Here is a 17351-nt window from a genome sequence, read left to right as displayed (position 1 = left end):
GTTGAACTCCTTAGTTTTGTGATGTCGACCGTAGCTCCCAATGGTGTCCTGTGTAGCTCCCTTGAGTTCCTTCAATAAACAGCTGCGTTTCTTCTATGTTTGGAAATACTCTGGAGGTGAACACGTGTCGTCCGTCATTGACGAAAATCTCGCAAATCGATTGATCTACGAAAATTTGTAAATGCAAAGGTTGCCCGGCACTCAAAGACACAGAGCGCGTGGTTCCAAAGGCAGGATTGATTGGTAGACTGACACGAGAACGGTCTAAGACTATCTTACCATTTTTAGTATCGAAATGAAGCGCTAAACTGTGTTTATTTTCTGGATCGGCAAACAAATGGAGAGTCCCTTTGCTGTTTGCTGAGATCGTCCATTCTAGTTCGTAAGCATTCTGTTGGTTGTCCTCTATCAGGGACTGCAATTCCTGAATCGTACTTTGGAATGGAGTCTGCCTTTGACGTAAATCCTGATGTTCACGAGCCGGACGCTGATAAAGCTGTCCTTCCTGTAAATCCAATTCTCTCACTAGACTCAAACAATGTGCCCAGCCTTCTGCATCTGTTGGATATTCCAACTCCGGCAAGCCAGCCCAGCCGACACTAAGTACTCGACCGTCAGGTGCATTAAAGGCTTGTGTGGCATAAAGATCAAAGCCATCGTCTAAATTTTGGATAGGACTTGGGTTGGTCAAGGACAAGTCATCTACATCAAAGGCATCGCCTGTGACAAAGGTGTTGGGATAGATGTTTCCATAAGTCAGTTCGTCTTTTTCCATCCCCTGTGGACAAAAAAGCAAGAGCGGCTGATCATTGATAAAGACCAAATTGGGACACTCGACCATAAAGCCTAACGAATGATCAGTAAAAGCTAACTCTCCCAAAAATTGCCAGTCAGTCAGTGAATCTCCTTGATAGACAAGGACTTTTCCTTCCTCTGCTTGGTTTTGCGCACCAATTAGTAGGAGGTAGCCGTTTTGGTAAGGAATGATCTGTGGGTCGCGAAAATGCTGGGTATAGCCGATAGGTGGTGCGGGAATCAAGGGGGTGTCGATTTTTTGGATTTTTTGTTCTTTGTCCATCCAAGCACCTAGCTGATAGGAAAGACGGGACCAGTCTTCTGTCCGAACATTGCCGGTGTAAGCCAGAAACAATTGATCTCCTACAGGCAAAGCAGTTCCTGAATACACGCCATGACTGTCGTGCTCATTCGTTGGCAGCAGGCCATAGCCTTCTTGCTGCCAGTCGATTAGATTGCTAGAAGTCAAGTGATACCAAGATTTCAATCCGTGGACAGGTCCAAAGGGATAGAACTGGTAAAAGAGGTGCCATTGTCCGTTGAAGTAGGAAAAACCATTCGGATCATTAAGCAGACCGGAAGTTGGCTGGATATGATAGGCTAGGCGCCAGCTGGAATTTTGTACAGTTTTTGTTAGTGTTTGGACATGCGTGGGATCCCATTTTTCATAGGGAAGGTAGCGCATAGCCGTCGTCCATTCATTGATCGTCATTTGCATTCTCCTTTAAAACATAGAATATTTCTTTTCAAAGATACCTTAAAATCGCTTTCGTGTCAAACGTATGACAATCGATATATGCCTTTAATACCAATGTTGCTTGCGTTTTAAAAATTATTTTAAAATATAATTGATAAACGTTTGACAATTTGTGTGAATGCGCTATAATGAAAAAAGAAAAAGCGATTTCATTCCAAGGAGGAGAAATGATGGATCACAAAAAAGTGGCAATAGAAGTAATACAAGCGGTTGGAGAAGAAAATTTGATCGCTGCTGCACATTGTGCAACACGTCTTCGGCTGGTTCTGAAGGATTCCAGCACGATTGATCAGAATGCTCTAGACAATAACGATGATGTCAAAGGAACGTTTGAGACAAACGGTCAGTATCAAATCATTATTGGACCAGGAGATGTCAATAAGGTTTATGCTGAGATTGTTCAATTGACAGGGGTTAAAGAAGCCTCTACAGATGATTTGAAGAAAATCGCAGCTGATGGGAAAAAGATCAATCCATTAATGGCTTTGGCAAAAGTATTGTCTGATATTTTTGTTCCGTTGATCCCAGCCTTGGTTGCTGGTGGTTTGCTGATGGCGATCAACAATGTCTTGACGGCACCGGGATTATTTGGTCCAGAATCAGTCGTCCAAATGTTCCCTGCAATCAATGACTTTGCCAGTATTGTCAATCTACTGTCGGCGGCACCTTTTGCTTTCTTGCCAGTACTAGTAGGTTTTTCTGCAACTCAACGTTTTGGCGGAAACGGCTATCTTGGAGCCGCAATGGCGATGGCGATGGTCATGCCGGATCTGGTCAGTGGCTATGGCGTAGCGAATGCGATCGCAGAAGGGACAATGCCATACTGGAATTTATTTGGACTACAAGTAGCACAGGCAGGCTATCAAGGGTCGGTCTTACCAGTCTTGGCTGTCTCTTATATTTTGGCGAACTTGGAGAATTTCTTCCATAAGCGTATTCCGAAAGTCTTTGATTTTACCTTTACACCAATGTTAGCAGTAATTATTACCGGATTTTTAACATTTATTTTTGTAGGACCTGTGATGCGTACCGTTTCAGATGGTTTAACAGACGGTCTGGTTTGGTTATACAACACAACAGGAGCTGTGGGACTAGGCTTGTTCGGAACCTTCTATTCATCGATCGTGATTACTGGTCTACATCAAAGTTTCCCAGCAATCGAAACGACTCTGTTGGCAGATGTTGCTAGAACGGGCGGTTCCTTCATCTTTCCGATCGCTGCGATGGCGAATATCGCACAAGGAGCGGCAACCTTTGCTATTTTCTTTATTACAAAAGATGAAAAACAAAAAAGTTTGGCCTCATCTTCAGGGATTTCAGCGATGCTAGGAATCACAGAACCAGCAATCTTTGGGGTGAATCTGAAATTGAAATATCCTTTCGTTTGTGCCATGATTGGTTCCGGTGTGGCGAGTATCTTCATCGGCTTGTTCCACGTATTGTCTGTTTCCATGGGACCTGCGGGAATCATCGGATTCATCTCGATTGCTGCACCATCCGTGAAAAGCTTCTTGCTTTGCGGTGTGATCAGCTTTGTCGTGGCCTTTGGATTGACCTTTGTTTATGGTAAAAAGAAAATGGCGGAAATTCAGGAAGCTCCAGAAGCTCCGGCAACGCCGACACAGACTGAAGCAACTCCTACAACCGTAGCTTCCTCTGAAGTAAAAGCAGAGATCGTGGGAGCACCTGTTGCGGGTCAATCGGTTGCTTTAAGTACGGTGAATGATCCTGTTTTCTCAACAGAAATGATGGGTAAAGGCTTAGCAATCATTCCTGAGAACGGAGAAATATACGCACCTGTTGACGGAACATTAACGGTTGTTTATGACACAAAACATGCTTACGGAATCGAATCTGACAATGGCGCAGAGATCCTCATTCATATTGGGATCGATACTGTCAACTTGGCAGGTGAGCATTTTACCGCCAAACAAGTCAGTGGTGCGAAAGTCAAAAAAGGCGACTTATTAGGAACCTTTGATCAGGAAGGCATCAAAAAAGCAGGCTATGAAGACACAACGATGGTCATTGTGACCAACACGAAATCTTATAACGATGTAACCGCCTTGGGCAAAACGACGGTTGCTGCCGGCGAAGATGTTTTACAGTTAAGCCAACGATAAAAAAGAGTAAATTTAAAGAGATAGAAAGCGTTGTTTCATAAGCTTTCTATCTCTTTTTGTTTTGTCTGCATTGGAAACAATTCAGTTACTTCTAAGTTCATTTGTCATAAATAACTTGAATTCAATACGCATTATGCGTATAATATATTGTGTAAGGAGGTAGTCGCGAATGCCACTTACTGGAAAAAGTTTGCTCAAACTAGCCGAAAAAAACGGTTGGAAGAAGGTTAGAACTGCTGGAAGCCACAATATCGTGGTCAAAGAGGGCTTCCAACCTGTATCAATTCCTGTTCATGGCAACAAGGATCTGAAAATTGGTATTGAGCAAAAATTATTGAAGGACTTAGGTCTGAAATAGCTCTGTCCTTTGGTTCGCTAAAATTATTGAAAGGACTGTTGCAATTGAAGAAAAGCTATCCAGTAATTTTCATGCCTGAACTAGAAGGATATTCTGTTGTCTTTCCTGATTTTTCTGGTGGAACTCAAGGCGACAATTTTGAAGAAGCCATGAGTAACGCAAAAGAATTTTTAGATGGGATGTTAGCTTACTATATTGATGAAGATCTAATTCTTCCAAAAGCTACTGAATTTTCAAGTTTAAGCACAAAAAATCAAAAAGATATCATTTCCTTTATACAAGGAGATCCTTCTCCTTATATCCAAAAAAAGACTGTCAGAAAAAATGTCACGGTTCCAGAATGGTTAGCTACAAGGGGAGAGAAAGACAAAGTAAACTTTTCAGAAATTTTAACTGAAGCATTGATAGAAAGATACGGATAATATTGAAAAATTAATGCTTCTACCTGCTTAGGAATTAGTACTACCTTAATTAAAAAAGTGAAGAAGAGACGAAAAAATGCAAAAAGAAATAGCAGTCACTTTAACCGAGTACTGCTATTTCTTTTTGCAATATTAGATTAACGGTCACCGTTCTTTAGACGACGCTGTCAGAGGAGTTGTTAGCGCAACCCCTCTATACATATTTAGTGTATCAAAAAAGTAATATCTGCAAGTTTTTAACAGCAGTGGTATCCAGAAGCAGATCACTTTTCTGCCCTTAAGTGGTAGAAATGGCTGAGAGTGTACGGCGAAAGCGAGTAAAAGAATCAACGAGTGTTAAAGTTTTTTTAGTTACATTTTTTCCAGTGGAAGACATGGGTATGAAAATCCTGTTTGACTCTCGGGATCAAGACACCTGCTTGATTGAGTTCGGCTCCAGAATAACGCTGTTTGGTCACCACGTCCTCGTACAATGCTTGAGGATCTAGATAGTGCAGCTTCAAATAGATAGCTGGAAACGCAGGGCGTGACAAACCATTGAAGGAAATCGCGATCGCCTCGTTCTCATTGACGAAGAGCCAAGCACTGGCAAAAAAGCTGTTCGGTGCCTGCAGACGATAGAAATGTCCAAATTGGAAGAGAGCACGATGCTCCTTGTAAAAATGAATCTGTTCGTTGATCGTTAGCCATTCTTCTGGTTGCAGTTTTTGCAGATCCAACTCGTAGCCAAAGTTTCCGCTCATTGCTATCAAGCCTCTGGTTTCCAAAGGCGTGTGTCGACCTACCTGATGATTGGGTGTTGTTGAGACATGCGCACCCATCATGATCGGTGGATACAAATAACTATAGCCATACTGGATCATACTACGACACAAAGCATCTGAATTGTCACTCGTCCAGGTTTGAGGCATGTAGTACATCATACCTGGATCGAATCGACCGCCTCCGCTGGAACAATTTTCAAACAGAACCTCAGGAAAGGTAGTAGTCAGCGCTTCTAAAATCCGGTAGAGACCTAAAACATAGCGATGACCGATCTCTTTTTGTTGTGCTGCGGGAAAAGCGAGACTGCCGACTTCGGTCAAATGTCGATTCATATCCCATTTGATGTAGTCGATGTCTCCCGTCTGCAAATGAGCAGAAAATGTTTCGATCAAGTAGTTCTGGACCTCTTCACGACTGAGATCCAACACGAGCTGTTGGCGACCTTCTGTTAAAGGATATTCTGGTACCTGCAAAGCCCATTCTGGATGCGCAGCGAACAATTGACTGTTTTTGGAAATCATTTCTGGTTCAAACCAAAGCCCAAACTGCATATCTAGCCGATGGACTTCCTGAGCCAATGGCTGCAATCCCTTAGGAAAAGTGGACGAGACGAACCAATCGCCCAAAGAAGAATCGTCGGCATGACGCTCACCGAACCAGCCATCATCCAGAACAAACAACTCGATACCGGCTTTGGCAGCATCTTTCGCCTGGGCGATCAAGGCTTCTTCCGAAAGGTCAAAGTAATTTGCCTCCCAGGTATTAAGTAGAATCGGCCGTTTTTTTTTGGCAAAACTCGTTGGAGTCAAGTGGTTGAGGTACAGGTAGTGAAAATTTTGTGACAAGCCATTGAAGCCCTGATCAGAGTAATTCAAGATTGCTTCGGGAGTGTCAAAGCGTTCATTGGGCTGCAGTACCCATTCAAAATGATCTGGATGGATTCCCAACTGAGCACGAATCGATCCGTATTGCTCTCGCTCTACTTGTCCGATAAAGTTGCCGCTATAGACCAGATGGAAGCCAAAAACTTCTCCTGTAAACTCGGACGTCCAAGGATCAGCCAATGCTAGAAAGGGTTGATGCTGAGGACTACTGGTTCCTCGAGTACTTTCGATACGCTGGATGCCCGGTCGAATCCGTTCCCGTGAAAGATTGGCTTCATTCGTATGTGACCCATGCAAAGTGATCAGATCTAGTTCGTCGGTGGCAAAATCGACCATGACGGAACCGGCATTTTCTAAAAAGACCGTCTGTGTTCCATAGTTGGCAAAGACCGTTCGTCTGGTAAGGATCGATTGATTCTCAAAAAGTGTATAGATCAAGCGCATTTCAAGCTGCTGGTAGGAGTCAGTCAAGATCAGCTCCAAAGTAGTGACCTTGGCTTGGTTGGCCTTGGTTGTGGGCAAGCCGGGAATGGCTTCTTTTTCTTCGTGGATCGTATAGGAAGTGTACTGAAAATCAGTAATGTCATGTCCTTGAGCCGATCGAATCTGATAATTGGCGATCCGGTGATCCCCGATACCCTGAGTGCTGGTTTCCAAAGATAGGGCATTCAAAGAAAAGATTCGTTCTTCAGGAAAAGGATTGGTAGCAAAACCGCGATCCACCAGTTGGAGTTGGTTGCTTCCTTCATAAGAGGGCAAGGCTTTGCCCCAGTAGCGATGTGTGATATAACGTCCTTTTTCGATTCCCAGGACATAGCTGATTTGATTGTTAGATAGATGAAAGGTTTGATTTTTTTCATTAAAATGGATTGGCATAAGGCTCCTCCTTAAAAATTAGGGTATACTTAATCATAGGAGAGTGGGACAGATGGGACAAGAAGAAAAAATTTTAGCAAAAAGGAAAAAATTGCAGCCTTTCTTTTTAAAGAAATTTCCTTTTGAAGGAACAGAAGGCTTGCCCTACATTCGAGCGATCGGGATCGATCATTCGCCGAAGGAATACTTTTGGAACAATGAGCAACGGGAACATATGGTGGTCTTCCAATATACGCTAAAGGGGAAAGGCTATCTGGCAACCCGCCACCAAACTTATGAACTCAAGGAAGGGACCTTTTTTCTGGCAGAGCTGCCAAATACCTTTACTTACTATCGTGGGGAAGAAGAGTGGAGCTTTTTCTATATTGAATTTTCTAGAGAATACTTGCAGTGGTTGACACAGGACATTCAGATATTGTCAGTGGAACCTACTGATTTTAGAACCGATCTTTTTGCAAAACTAGATGTGCTATTAACCACGTCTGAGGATTTTTTTGCCCACTCACTGCAAAGCTACGAAGTGTTCTTGAAGATAAAAAAGAGTCTCTCCTCTAAAAAGAAAGCGACCGTTGCCGAGGAAATCAAAGACTATCTGGAAACCCATCATCAAGCAACGATTTCTTTGGATCAATTGGAGGAAATCTTTTCCTTGTCCAAGTATCAGATCATTCGTCTGTTTGAAAAAGAATTCCATCAGACACCGATGAATTACTTGAGTAACTATCGGATCGTGCAGTCGCTTCGATTCTTGCCACAGCGTGAATGGACGATCAAGCGGATCGCCCAGACAGTCGGTTTTTCCGATGTCAATTATTTTTCGAAGGTCTTCAAAAAAGAAATGGGGCAGACGCCAACTGCCTATCGTAAAAAAATAGTGCCCGCAAAATAAGCCGCCTTGGTTTTCAAAGGCGGCTTATTTTTAGTTTAGAAAGGATTCCAAAAGTTCGATGTAGGTACGAAATTCTTTTTGTCCTTTGTTTGTCAAAGCATATTCGGTGACGGCTTTTCCTTGATGGAGCCGTTTCTCTGAAGTGATGTACTGCCAAGACTCCAGCTTTTTCAATTGGACACTTAGATTGCCGTCCGTTGCTTGGGTCAGCTGCTTCAGCTCAGAAAAATATAAATTTTTGCTGATTAAATGACTGATGATCGAAAGTCGTAGTTTAGAAAAAAAGACTTCATGTACGTCGTTTAATTCCATGACTCGGCCTCATGGTGTCGTATGAATCTGAAGCCAAGCCAACAATAGCCGACACTGACGATCAAGCCGTAATAAAGCTGAGAAAAGCTGGTCACGACAGAGCTATCTCCCAGAAAAATCTCTTGACCAAACGCCAGCAAAAGCAAGTAAAGCAATAAATGAAGTAGACTTCCGAGCTGACAGCTCTTTCTTTGACTGATCGAGCCATATAAAAACAGAAAACCACTGAACAAGACGACGTGTAAAAAGACACTCAACTGGTCAAGCAAAGTAAAAAATTGAAAAATATCCTGCTGAACCGGAAAGACACTACTAGCTAGCCGAACGAGAAGAAAAAGGATAGGCAAGACCAAGACAACCGTGAGCAATGAATACAAGGTGAACAGATAGAAATCATTGCGGCTTTTTTGCTCTTTTTTTGTTATTTTTACTAAAAAATAAAGCAAAGCGGCATAAGCAAGCCCTTCGATCAGGTTTTTTCCTGCGGCAGCAGCCTGCAGAGATGGCTGGAAGGTCAAAAGAAGCAACGAAAGAACGAGATCGAGAAGCCTGACACCTCCTACCAGCATTAACAACTGTCCCAACGAACGGTAAGTTGTCTGGTTTTTCACGAGAATTTCTTTGATTGTATAAATATCGCTAAGAGCTTTCTTTTTATCCATCGTATTTCCTCCAATTTTATGACTTTCAAATTTAAAGTTACTTTATATTATAAAGTTCGCGAAGAAAATTGTCAAAAAAGAATGAAAAAAGAGCAATATCCGGGAATTTTTTGGGAGAAATGTAGGAAGAATCTGTCATTGTTCTTCGTTATAATATACTTATCAAAAATTAAAACGTTTTCAGGAGGAAAGCAAATGTCAGTAAAAGTTGGAATTATCGGATGTGGCGGAATCGCTAAAGGAAAGCATTTACCTGCGTTATCAAATGTAGAGGAAGTAGAAATGGTCGCGTTTTGCGATATCGTCCCAGAACTTGCAGTTGAAGCAAAAGAAAAATATGGAACAGAGGATGCCAAAGTCTATACAGATTATAAAGAATTGTTAGCTGAAAATACGTTGGATATCGTCCATGTGCTTACACCTAATTCATCTCACGCGGAACTATCGATCGCTGCGATGGAAGCTGGTAGTCATGTAATGTGTGAAAAACCGATGGCCAAAACGTCAGAAGAAGCTCGGGAAATGCTCGAGGCATCTAAACGCACAGGCAAGAAACTAACGATTGGTTATCAAAACCGTTTCCGTACAGATTCACAGCATTTGCGTGCAGTGACACAAGAAGGCGAGCTAGGAGAGGTTTATTCAGCGAAAGCTCATGCCGTTCGTCGTCGTGCAGTACCAACATGGGGCGTATTCCTAGATGAAGAAGCGCAAGGTGGCGGTCCGTTGATCGATATCGGTACACATGCCCTAGACCTGACATTATGGATGATGGATAACTACAAACCAAAATATGTCGTTGGCAATACTTATCATGAACTAGCAAAAACCAAAAATGCAGCCAATGCTTGGGGACCGTGGGACCCTGAGAAATTCACGGTAGAAGATTCAGCATTTGGTTTTGTCGTGATGGAAAACGGAGCAACAATCTATTTGGAAGCTAGCTGGGCATTGAACAGTCTGGACGTCAAGGAAGCAAAAACGACCTTGTTTGGAACAAAGGGCGGAGCAGACATGAATGATGGATTGAGCATCAATGGGGAAGCTCACGGTTTATTGTTTGAAAAGAAAGTAGAACTAGAAACAGGCGGAGTTGATTTTTACGACGGTGCCGGCGAAGATCCAGCAACTTTAGAAGCGCAATCCTTCGTCGATGCTATTCTAAATGACACAGAGCCAGTCGTTAAACCGGAAGAAGCCTTGGTCGTAACAGAAATTTTAGAAGCGATCTACAAGTCTGCTAAAACAGGCGAACCCGTTTATATCTAGGAGGCCGCTATGAAACCTGAAATTGCCTTACAGCTTTGGAGTATTCAAGAAGAGTGTCAACAAGATTTTGCCGCCGCTCTGCAGCAGGTCAAAACCTTTGGCTATGACGGTGTTGAATTTGCCGGCTATCATGGAAAAACCGCTGTGGAGATCAAAGACTTATTAACAGAGACTGGTTTAAAAGTAGCCGGTTCCCATGTGCGTTATGAAGACTTGAAAAACAATCTGGAGGAAACGCTGGATTTTGAACAAGCGATCGGAAATTCACGAGTAGTGATTCCTTACGCGAGTTTTCAAACGTTTGAAGAATGGCAAGCATTTGCCAAAGAAGTCCAAACGATTGCTCAGGAAGCTGCTAAACGGGACTTGACGCTTTATTACCATAATCATGCCCATGAATTTTCAGAGATCGAGAACCAAGATCTACTTGATTTTCTAACCAAAAACGTCAAAGACCTTCGTCTAGAAGTCGATCTTTACTGGTTGGCCTTTGCTGGCAAAGAGGTCTTACCATGGATCGATGCCCACCAAGAACAGGTTGGTTTATTCCATGTCAAAGACAAGCAGGCAGACCCAGAAGAAAGTACAGAATTAGGCTCAGGGACCTTGCCTCTTGCGGCATATCTTGAGAAAGCCAAAGAATTAGCGTTACCTTGGTTGGTTGTCGAACAGGAAGCCTTCCAAACTTTGACACCACTTGAAGCTGCTCAGGTGAATGTTGAACGCTTGCAGCAGCTAGTCGAGGAGGTCTATCAATGATACAGGTAACGATTTGGAATGAGTTTCGTCATGAAAAGACCAATCCAGTGGTCCAAGAAGTGTATCCGCAGGGGCTACACGGTCAACTGGCGTCGTTTATCGGTGAGCAGTTTTCTGTGAAGACCGCTACGCTGGATGAACCGGAACACGGACTGACAGAAGACGTGCTGTCAGAGACGGATGTCTTGATCTGGTGGGGACACAAAGCACACGATGAGGTGTCTGATGAGATCGTTGCTCGTGTCCATCAACGGGTACTAGAGGGAATGGGCTTGATCGTGCTCCATTCCGGACATTTCTCCAAAATATTTAAAAAATTGATGGGTACATCTTGTGACCTAAAATGGCGTGAAGACGGTCAACATTGTCGCATCTGGAATGTCAATCCTAGTCATCCGATCGTCGAGGGCGTCGGTGAGTACATTGAATTGGAACAAGAAGAGATGTACGGGGAACACTTTGATATCCCTGCACCCGATGAATTGATCTTTGTCAGCTGGTTCCCTGGAGGAGAGGTCTTCCGTAGCGGCTGTACCTATCGTCGTGGCAATGGCAAGATTTTTTACTTCCAACCCGGACATGAGACCTATCCAAGCTATTATGATAAAAAAGTTCAGCGAGTGATCGAAAACGGCATTCGCTGGTGTGCACCAACAGAAAACAACTATCCAACTTATGGACATTACGAAGCAAGAGAAGGAGCGAACAACGAATGAAATTAGGCGTATTTACCCCATTATTTAACAATTTGAGTTTTGATGAAATGATTGAAGAAGTAGCCAAAAAAGGCTTGCAAACAGTCGAGATCGGTACCGGTGGTTCTCCAGGTAGTGCTCATTTAGATATTGATAAATTATTAGCCAGTAGCGATGAAAGAAAAGAATATTTACACAAATTATCTGACAAAGGCTTAGAAATTTCTGCATTGAGTGCCCATCACAATCCAATTTCTCCAATCAAAGAAGTGGCAGAAGAAGCCGATGAATTGCTACGCAAAACAATCAAGCTGGCAAACTTGATGAATGTACCTGTTGTCAATGGTTTCTCTGGTGTAGCTGGTGGAAACGCGACAGATACCCAAGTCAACTGGCCGGTATTGCCTTGGCCAACAGAGTACAACGATAGCTACGAGTATCAGTGGGAACAAAAATTAATTCCTTATTGGAAAGATATCAATACAGAAGCGGAAGCGGCTGGTGTGAAAATCGGGATCGAGTTACACGGTGGTTTCTTGGCGCATACGCCTTACACTATGTTGCGTTTACGCGATGCAGCAGGAAAAGCGATTGGTTGTAACTTAGACCCAAGTCATTTGTGGTGGCAAGGAATCGATCCTGTTGCAGCAGTCAAAATCTTAGGAAAAGAAGACGCGATTCATCATTTCCATGCGAAAGATACTTACTTGGATCAAGACAATATCAACATGCATGGTCTAACAGATATGCAACCTTATGGAAATGTTAAAACCCGTGCGTGGACCTTCCGTTCAGTTGGTTGTGGACACGATTTGCAAGTCTGGTCAGACATTATTTCTGCTTTGCGTATTTACGGCTACGATTATGTCCTAAGTATCGAGCATGAAGATCCAATCATGTCGATTGACGAAGGCTTGACTCGTGCGATCACCAACTTGAAGAGCATCATGATCAAAGACCAACCAACCGATATGTGGTGGGCGTAAAAAATAAACCTATTGACTAGATTTAGAAATAAGGTGACAGGCATTATGAAGTAAGGTACCATGATACGAAAACGTATAAAAGGTGGTGCTAAATTGAGAAAAATTCTATTTATTTTAGGAATGATTTTTCTTGGTGGTGTAACAATATTAATGCCGATCAGTTCTTACAGCTTTTGGCAAGATCAACAGATGTTTTTACATGGGGAAAAAGGGCAGACGGAAGCACTGATAAAAGTCGATGAACACAAGATCAAAACCTATAACTTCAAGGAAAATGATTACGGAGTAGATGCTTCAAAATCGTCCTGGAGAGAAGGAGACAAAGTAACGATTTACTTTCTCAGAAGTAAGCCCTACATGGTTTCTGAAAATCCCTATGTCTACCATACGACAGCTGAAATTTTTATGCCGTTAGTTTGGTGTGTCTTTGTAGGAGGCCTACTTTTAGGCTTGATCTACACACGCTCTCTAATCAGTAAATTAACAACCTAAGTCACCGTCAGGACAATTCCTGATGAACGAGCGATTGGGAAACTTTCAGACTGCCTGTCCGGAAAAATCTCCTCATGGTGCAAGACCGCTTTGAGCCTCTTGCAGAGTCTCGCAGCTTTCGGCGTTCAAAGCCAAAGTACGCAGCAGAAAATCTCTGCTGCAACTCTGGCTAATTCATCCTCATCTTTGGTGCACGATGAGGGATTTTCCTCCCAGACAGCCTTCCAGTTTCTGGGAATGGATACACAAGCCAATTTGTTTGCTTGTAATTGTCACGTAGATCAGAAACTGGAAGGAAAACCCGTAGGAAATTTCTCGTCGTGCCTTAAAGGAGTCTGGATGAATTACTCTGAGTTAGTGGGCAACCACTTACTCAGAGTTTGAACGCCAGCAGTCGAGAGACTTTGTAAAAGGCTCTCGGCGGTCTGGCACCACGAGAAAAATTTCTGAAGGGTATTCCTGGAAGTTTCAACACACTTACAAGATTTACTAATAAAAGGAATCTCAATAATTCATACGAACAAGGAGTCAATCAAATGTCAGCAATCAATTTTGTGATCATCGGGTATGGCGGCATGGGATCTTACCACGCCCATACTTTGATGACAGAAGAAAAAGAAAAAATCAACCTGCTAGGTGTGTACGACGTCTTAGACAAACGACACCAAGCAGCATCAGAAAAAGGCTTAAAAATCTATGAAAGTTTTGAGGCAGTCTTAGCAGACGAGACGGTCGAAGCAATTTTGATCGCTACGCCAAATGACAGCCACAAAGAGTTGTCTATTCGCGGGTTGCAAGCAGGAAAACACGTCATTTGCGAAAAACCAGTAGCAATGAACGTCGCTGAATTGGACGAAATCCTGGCGGTTGCTAAAGAAACCGGAAATACCTTCATGGTTCACCAAAACCGTCGCTGGGACCCCGATTTCCTCGTTGTTCGTGATCTTTATCAAAACAAACAAATCGGAGAAATTTTCCAAATCGAATCTCGTGTCCAAGGAGCCAACGGAATTCCTGGAGACTGGCGACACCTACCAGAACACGGTGGTGGTATGCTGCTAGATTGGGGCGTTCATCTACTCGATCAAATCCTTTGGCTAGTCAAGAGCCCGATCAAAAAAGTCGTCGTAGATTTCAGTTATGTATTGGGAGACAAAGTTGACGATGGTTTCATTTGCTACATTACCTTTGAAAATGAGGTCAAAGCATTGATCGAAGTCGGCACGAGCAATTACACGACACTTCCACGCTGGTACATCAAGGGCTATGAAGGAACAGGTCGAATCGATGATTGGGATCTTTCCGGAAAACTCATTCGAGCAACGGGTGCGGAGGATGTCTCTGCTCCGAAACCGATCCAAGCAGGTGTGGGTTTGACCAAAACGATGGCACCACCTTCTGAAGAAGCGATGGAAGAGTTGACCTTCCCAGAACCAACGGCAGAATATGATTCTTATTATAGTAATGTTCACGACGTTTTACGGAAAAATGCTGAACCAATCGTGAAAAACAGTGAAGTACGAGAGGTTCTTGCCTTGATCGATCATCTATTTGAATTAGCTGAACAATAAACCCAAAGCTCCTGTAACGACCCGATGTTGTTGCTGGAGCTTTTTTAACATTTCAGATATTTTGAAAGACGAACGATTTTTCAGAAAATTATGAAATTCATTTGATTAAATCTTTCTAATTTTACTCTCATCTGCTATAATGAGCTCACATCTTAACTCTAAAGGAGAGAAAAAACAGTATGACGATCTATAACTTTTCCGCCGGCCCTGCCATCTTACCAAAACCAGTATTAGAGAAAGCCCAAGCTGAACTTCTGAATTATCAAGGTAGTGAAATGTCCGTAATGGAAATGAGTCATCGCTCCTCCTTATTTGATAAAATCATCAAAGACGCTGAGAAATTATTACGAGAAATTATGGGAATTCCCGAAAATTATAAAGTATTGTTTCTTCAAGGGGGCGCGAGTCTGCAGTTCTCAATGATCCCTTTGAATTTAGCCGTAGGTAAAAAAGCCTTGTACGTCAATACCGGTGCCTGGGCAAAAAAAGCCATCAATGCCGCTAAAACCGTGGAAGGTGTCGAAGTTGAAGTGATTGCTTCAAGTGAAGACAAAAACTTTTCTTATATTCCAACGATTACCAAAGATCAAATCGACCAAAAAGCAGCGTATCTGCATATTACAACCAACGAAACGATTGGTGGGATTTCTTACCAAACGATCCCTGATGCAGGGGATGTGCCGATTGTAGCGGACATGTCTTCGAATATTTTAGCCAATGACTACAAAGTAGAAGATTTTGGTTTAATTTATGCAGGCGCCCAAAAAAATATCGGTCCTTCTGGTTTGACAGTCGTGATCATTCGCGAAGATTTGCTGAATACAGAGCCAATCTTCTCACCAATGCTGGATTTTGCTGTTCAAGCAACAAACGACTCTTTGTACAACACACCACCGACCTATGGCATTTATATTGCGAAACTTGTGTTTGAGTGGATTCAAAGTCTAGGCGGTGTGGAAGCTGTCTTGCAGCAGGATCAAGAAAAAGCGGGCTTGCTGTATGAAACAATCGATGCGTCGAACTTATTCGAAAGTCCGGTAGCCAAAGAAGACCGTTCGATCACAAATATTCCTTTTGTGACCGGTGACGAAGCACTGGATAAAAAATTCAACCAAGAAGCACTCGCACAAGGCTTCCAAAACTTAAAAGGACACCGCTCAGTAGGTGGTATGCGCGCCAGTCTGTACAATGCTTTCCCTAAAGAAGGGGTCGAAGCATTAGTCGCTTTCATGAAAAAATTCGAAGATGAGAATGGAGAGAAATAAATGTTTCAGATTAAAACGTTCAATGCGATAGCTCCTGAAGGGATGTCTCGTTTTGACAAAGAGAACTATGCGATCGATCAAAGTAAAAATCCAGAAGGAATCATTTTGCGTAGTCAAAAACTACATGATTATGATTTTCCACCTTCTGTTTTAGGCGTTGCCCGTGCAGGTGCTGGAACAAACAATATCCCTGTTGAGAAATGTACGGAGCAAGGGATCGTGGTCTTCAATACACCAGGTGCCAATGCCAATGCCGTCAAAGAATTAGTAATCACCAGCTTGCTATTGAGCGTGCGTCCGATCCTTCAAGGTGCTGTCTGGGTACAGAACTTGAGTGGTGCCGATGTGGAAGAACAAGTTGAAGCCAACAAAAAACAATTTGTCGGCAACGAGTTGGAAGGGAAGAAATTAGGCGTGATCGGTCTGGGTTCGATCGGTGCGATGGTTGCCAATGACGCGTACCGTCTAGGGATGGAAGTCGTCGGTTACGATCCGCATGTTTCTGTGGACACTGCTTGGAGTATTTCTCGTCGTGTGCGCCGTGCCAAAGAGATCAACGAAATTTTTACAACCTGTGATTTCATCACCGTCCATGTCCCATTGCTAGAAAAGACCAAAAATCTGATCAGTGACAAAGAACTGGCGCAAATGAAACCAACAGCGAAATTATTCAACTTCTCAAGAGGAGAAATCGTCGATACAGAAGCTGTTTTGAAAGCCATCAATGATGGGTATTTGGCAGGCTTCACGACAGACTTTGCCGATGAACGTCTCTTGAACAACGAAAAAATCTTGGTGTTGCCACATTTAGGCGCATCAACAGAAGAAGCAGAGATCAATTGTGCGAAGATGGCTGCGCGGACGCTGAAACGATTTTTGGAAACAGGAATCATCAAGCGTTCAGTCAATTTTCCTACGGTAGAAATGGCTTTCCATTCGCCGTATCGAATCACAATCGTCAATCGAAATGTACCTAACATGCTGGGCCAAATTTCTTCAACGATCGCTTCTGCAGGGATCAACATCGATAACATGATCAATCGTGGACGTGACGACTATGCCTATACATTGGTGGACGTCAACGAAGAAAAAGAAGCTAAGCTTGCCGATGTCGTTGCTCGATTGGAAGCCAATTCAGATGTGATCCGTGTACGCGTGATCAAGAAAACTGAAGTACCATACTGAGTTTGACTTGCCCTAGAGAAACTGTGTAAGCAATTGTTTAAAAAAGTATACGAATGTCTGGATCTCTGTGAAAACAGGGATTCAGACGTTTTTTATTAATGACTTTAGTCCGTTTCACTCGCAAAGCGTGTGAAACAAAAAAACCGCGCGCTTATAGGTGTGGACGAAGTAGCTTTAGCGTTAAAAAACTCCTTTCGATATACTAATAAGTGGCTACCAACCGCTTATCAAATCGAAAGGAGTTTTTTTATGTCTACTGATGATAAAAGTTTATCACATACAAGAT

At 42.9% G+C, this 17351-nt stretch carries 16 protein-coding genes; 12 read left to right on the top strand and 4 right to left on the bottom strand.

Translation table 11 applies throughout. The annotated features are described in order from the left end of the window. Positions 1–10: 10 nt before the first annotated feature. A complete protein-coding gene (locus ACWODM_RS14665; protein WP_455322091.1) occupies positions 11–1507 on the bottom strand; it encodes a sucrose-6-phosphate hydrolase in 1497 nt (498 codons plus the stop codon). 215 nt (positions 1508–1722) lie between these two features. On the opposite strand from ACWODM_RS14665, the gene ACWODM_RS14660 reads away from it, so the two are divergent. The 3 genes from ACWODM_RS14660 to ACWODM_RS14650 all read left to right on the top strand — a co-directional run bounded on the left by ACWODM_RS14660 (position 1723) and on the right by ACWODM_RS14650 (position 4455). Next, on the top strand, positions 1723–3675 hold the full coding sequence (locus tag ACWODM_RS14660; RefSeq protein WP_455322090.1) for a sucrose-specific PTS transporter subunit IIBC: 1953 nt from the start codon (positions 1723–1725) through the stop codon (positions 3673–3675). Between the two features lie 169 nt (positions 3676–3844). Next, positions 3845–4033 carry a type II toxin-antitoxin system HicA family toxin gene (locus ACWODM_RS14655; RefSeq protein WP_455322089.1) on the top strand — a complete coding sequence of 63 codons (189 nt, stop codon included), beginning with the start codon at positions 3845–3847 and terminating at the stop codon, positions 4031–4033. A gap of 44 nt (positions 4034–4077) precedes the next feature. Then, the gene (locus tag ACWODM_RS14650) at positions 4078–4455 is read left to right on the top strand and encodes a type II toxin-antitoxin system HicB family antitoxin (protein WP_455322088.1); all 378 of its coding nucleotides are present in this window, start codon (positions 4078–4080) and stop codon (positions 4453–4455) included. A gap of 347 nt (positions 4456–4802) precedes the next feature. Here ACWODM_RS14650 and ACWODM_RS14645 read toward each other — a convergent pair whose 3' ends face one another. Beyond that, positions 4803–6980 (bottom strand): alpha-galactosidase, encoded by a 2178-nt coding sequence (locus ACWODM_RS14645; RefSeq protein ID WP_455322087.1) that lies wholly within the window; start codon positions 6978–6980, stop codon positions 4803–4805. Between the two features lie 52 nt (positions 6981–7032). Here ACWODM_RS14645 and ACWODM_RS14640 point away from each other — a divergent pair, with 52 nt between their 5' ends. Continuing rightward, positions 7033–7869: an AraC family transcriptional regulator gene (locus ACWODM_RS14640; RefSeq protein ID WP_455322086.1), complete on the top strand. Its 837-nt coding sequence runs from the start codon at positions 7033–7035 to the stop codon at positions 7867–7869. A gap of 30 nt (positions 7870–7899) precedes the next feature. On the opposite strand, the gene ACWODM_RS14635 is transcribed toward ACWODM_RS14640, so the two are convergent. Continuing rightward, positions 7900–8181, bottom strand: coding sequence for a transcriptional regulator (locus tag ACWODM_RS14635; RefSeq protein WP_455322085.1), 282 nt, complete (start codon positions 8179–8181; stop codon positions 7900–7902). Next, a complete protein-coding gene (locus ACWODM_RS14630) occupies positions 8172–8843 on the bottom strand; it encodes a hypothetical protein (protein WP_455322084.1) in 672 nt (223 codons plus the stop codon). The genes ACWODM_RS14635 and ACWODM_RS14630 overlap by 10 nt, the downstream gene beginning before the upstream one ends. Before the next feature lie 195 nt (positions 8844–9038). On the opposite strand from ACWODM_RS14630, the gene ACWODM_RS14625 reads away from it, so the two are divergent. The 8 genes from ACWODM_RS14625 to ACWODM_RS14590 all read left to right on the top strand — a co-directional run bounded on the left by ACWODM_RS14625 (position 9039) and on the right by ACWODM_RS14590 (position 17065). Then, positions 9039–10112 carry a Gfo/Idh/MocA family protein gene (locus ACWODM_RS14625; RefSeq protein ID WP_455322083.1) on the top strand — a complete coding sequence of 358 codons (1074 nt, stop codon included), beginning with the start codon at positions 9039–9041 and terminating at the stop codon, positions 10110–10112. Positions 10113–10121: 9 nt separating this feature from the next. Beyond that, positions 10122–10871: a sugar phosphate isomerase/epimerase family protein gene (locus ACWODM_RS14620; RefSeq protein WP_455322082.1), complete on the top strand. Its 750-nt coding sequence runs from the start codon at positions 10122–10124 to the stop codon at positions 10869–10871. After that, positions 10868–11587 carry a ThuA domain-containing protein gene (locus ACWODM_RS14615; protein WP_455322081.1) on the top strand — a complete coding sequence of 240 codons (720 nt, stop codon included), beginning with the start codon at positions 10868–10870 and terminating at the stop codon, positions 11585–11587. Before ACWODM_RS14620 ends, ACWODM_RS14615 begins: the two co-directional genes overlap by 4 nt. After that, a complete protein-coding gene (locus ACWODM_RS14610; RefSeq protein ID WP_455322080.1) occupies positions 11584–12552 on the top strand; it encodes a sugar phosphate isomerase/epimerase family protein in 969 nt (322 codons plus the stop codon). The genes ACWODM_RS14615 and ACWODM_RS14610 overlap by 4 nt, the downstream gene beginning before the upstream one ends. 93 nt (positions 12553–12645) lie before the next feature. Continuing rightward, positions 12646–13044 (top strand): hypothetical protein, encoded by a 399-nt coding sequence (locus tag ACWODM_RS14605; protein ID WP_455322079.1) that lies wholly within the window; start codon positions 12646–12648, stop codon positions 13042–13044. Positions 13045–13580: 536 nt separating this feature from the next. After that, the gene (locus ACWODM_RS14600; protein WP_455322078.1) at positions 13581–14615 is read left to right on the top strand and encodes a Gfo/Idh/MocA family protein; all 1035 of its coding nucleotides are present in this window, start codon (positions 13581–13583) and stop codon (positions 14613–14615) included. 179 nt (positions 14616–14794) lie between these two features. Further along, entirely contained in the window at positions 14795–15880 is a 1086-nt protein-coding gene (gene serC, locus ACWODM_RS14595) for a 3-phosphoserine/phosphohydroxythreonine transaminase (RefSeq protein WP_455322077.1), read from the top strand. After that, positions 15881–17065, top strand: coding sequence for a phosphoglycerate dehydrogenase (locus tag ACWODM_RS14590; RefSeq protein ID WP_455322076.1), 1185 nt, complete (start codon positions 15881–15883; stop codon positions 17063–17065). Positions 17066–17351 lie beyond the last annotated feature (286 nt).

The sequence above is a fragment of the Enterococcus olivae genome (assembly GCF_053760925.1).
This window is presented reverse-complemented; position numbering and strand designations above follow the sequence as displayed.

What these genes read in the sequence shown, in the direction of transcription:
- ACWODM_RS14645 (WP_455322087.1), bottom strand. Translation starts at nt 6,980, where the DNA reads ATGCCAATCCATTTTAATGAAAAAAATCAAACCTTTCATCTATCTAAC.
- ACWODM_RS14640 (WP_455322086.1), top strand. Translation starts at nt 7,033, where the DNA reads ATGGGACAAGAAGAAAAAATTTTAGCAAAAAGGAAAAAATTGCAGCCT.
- ACWODM_RS14655 (WP_455322089.1), top strand. Translation starts at nt 3,845, where the DNA reads ATGCCACTTACTGGAAAAAGTTTGCTCAAACTAGCCGAAAAAAACGGT.
- ACWODM_RS14590 (WP_455322076.1), top strand. Translation starts at nt 15,881, where the DNA reads ATGTTTCAGATTAAAACGTTCAATGCGATAGCTCCTGAAGGGATGTCT.
- ACWODM_RS14635 (WP_455322085.1), bottom strand. Translation starts at nt 8,181, where the DNA reads ATGGAATTAAACGACGTACATGAAGTCTTTTTTTCTAAACTACGACTT.
- ACWODM_RS14620 (WP_455322082.1), top strand. Translation starts at nt 10,122, where the DNA reads ATGAAACCTGAAATTGCCTTACAGCTTTGGAGTATTCAAGAAGAGTGT.
- ACWODM_RS14665 (WP_455322091.1), bottom strand. Translation starts at nt 1,507, where the DNA reads ATGACGATCAATGAATGGACGACGGCTATGCGCTACCTTCCCTATGAA.
- ACWODM_RS14660 (WP_455322090.1), top strand. Translation starts at nt 1,723, where the DNA reads ATGGATCACAAAAAAGTGGCAATAGAAGTAATACAAGCGGTTGGAGAA.
- ACWODM_RS14630 (WP_455322084.1), bottom strand. Translation starts at nt 8,843, where the DNA reads ATGGATAAAAAGAAAGCTCTTAGCGATATTTATACAATCAAAGAAATT.
- ACWODM_RS14600 (WP_455322078.1), top strand. Translation starts at nt 13,581, where the DNA reads ATGTCAGCAATCAATTTTGTGATCATCGGGTATGGCGGCATGGGATCT.
- ACWODM_RS14610 (WP_455322080.1), top strand. Translation starts at nt 11,584, where the DNA reads ATGAAATTAGGCGTATTTACCCCATTATTTAACAATTTGAGTTTTGAT.
- ACWODM_RS14615 (WP_455322081.1), top strand. Translation starts at nt 10,868, where the DNA reads ATGATACAGGTAACGATTTGGAATGAGTTTCGTCATGAAAAGACCAAT.
- serC (WP_455322077.1), top strand. Translation starts at nt 14,795, where the DNA reads ATGACGATCTATAACTTTTCCGCCGGCCCTGCCATCTTACCAAAACCA.
- ACWODM_RS14625 (WP_455322083.1), top strand. Translation starts at nt 9,039, where the DNA reads ATGTCAGTAAAAGTTGGAATTATCGGATGTGGCGGAATCGCTAAAGGA.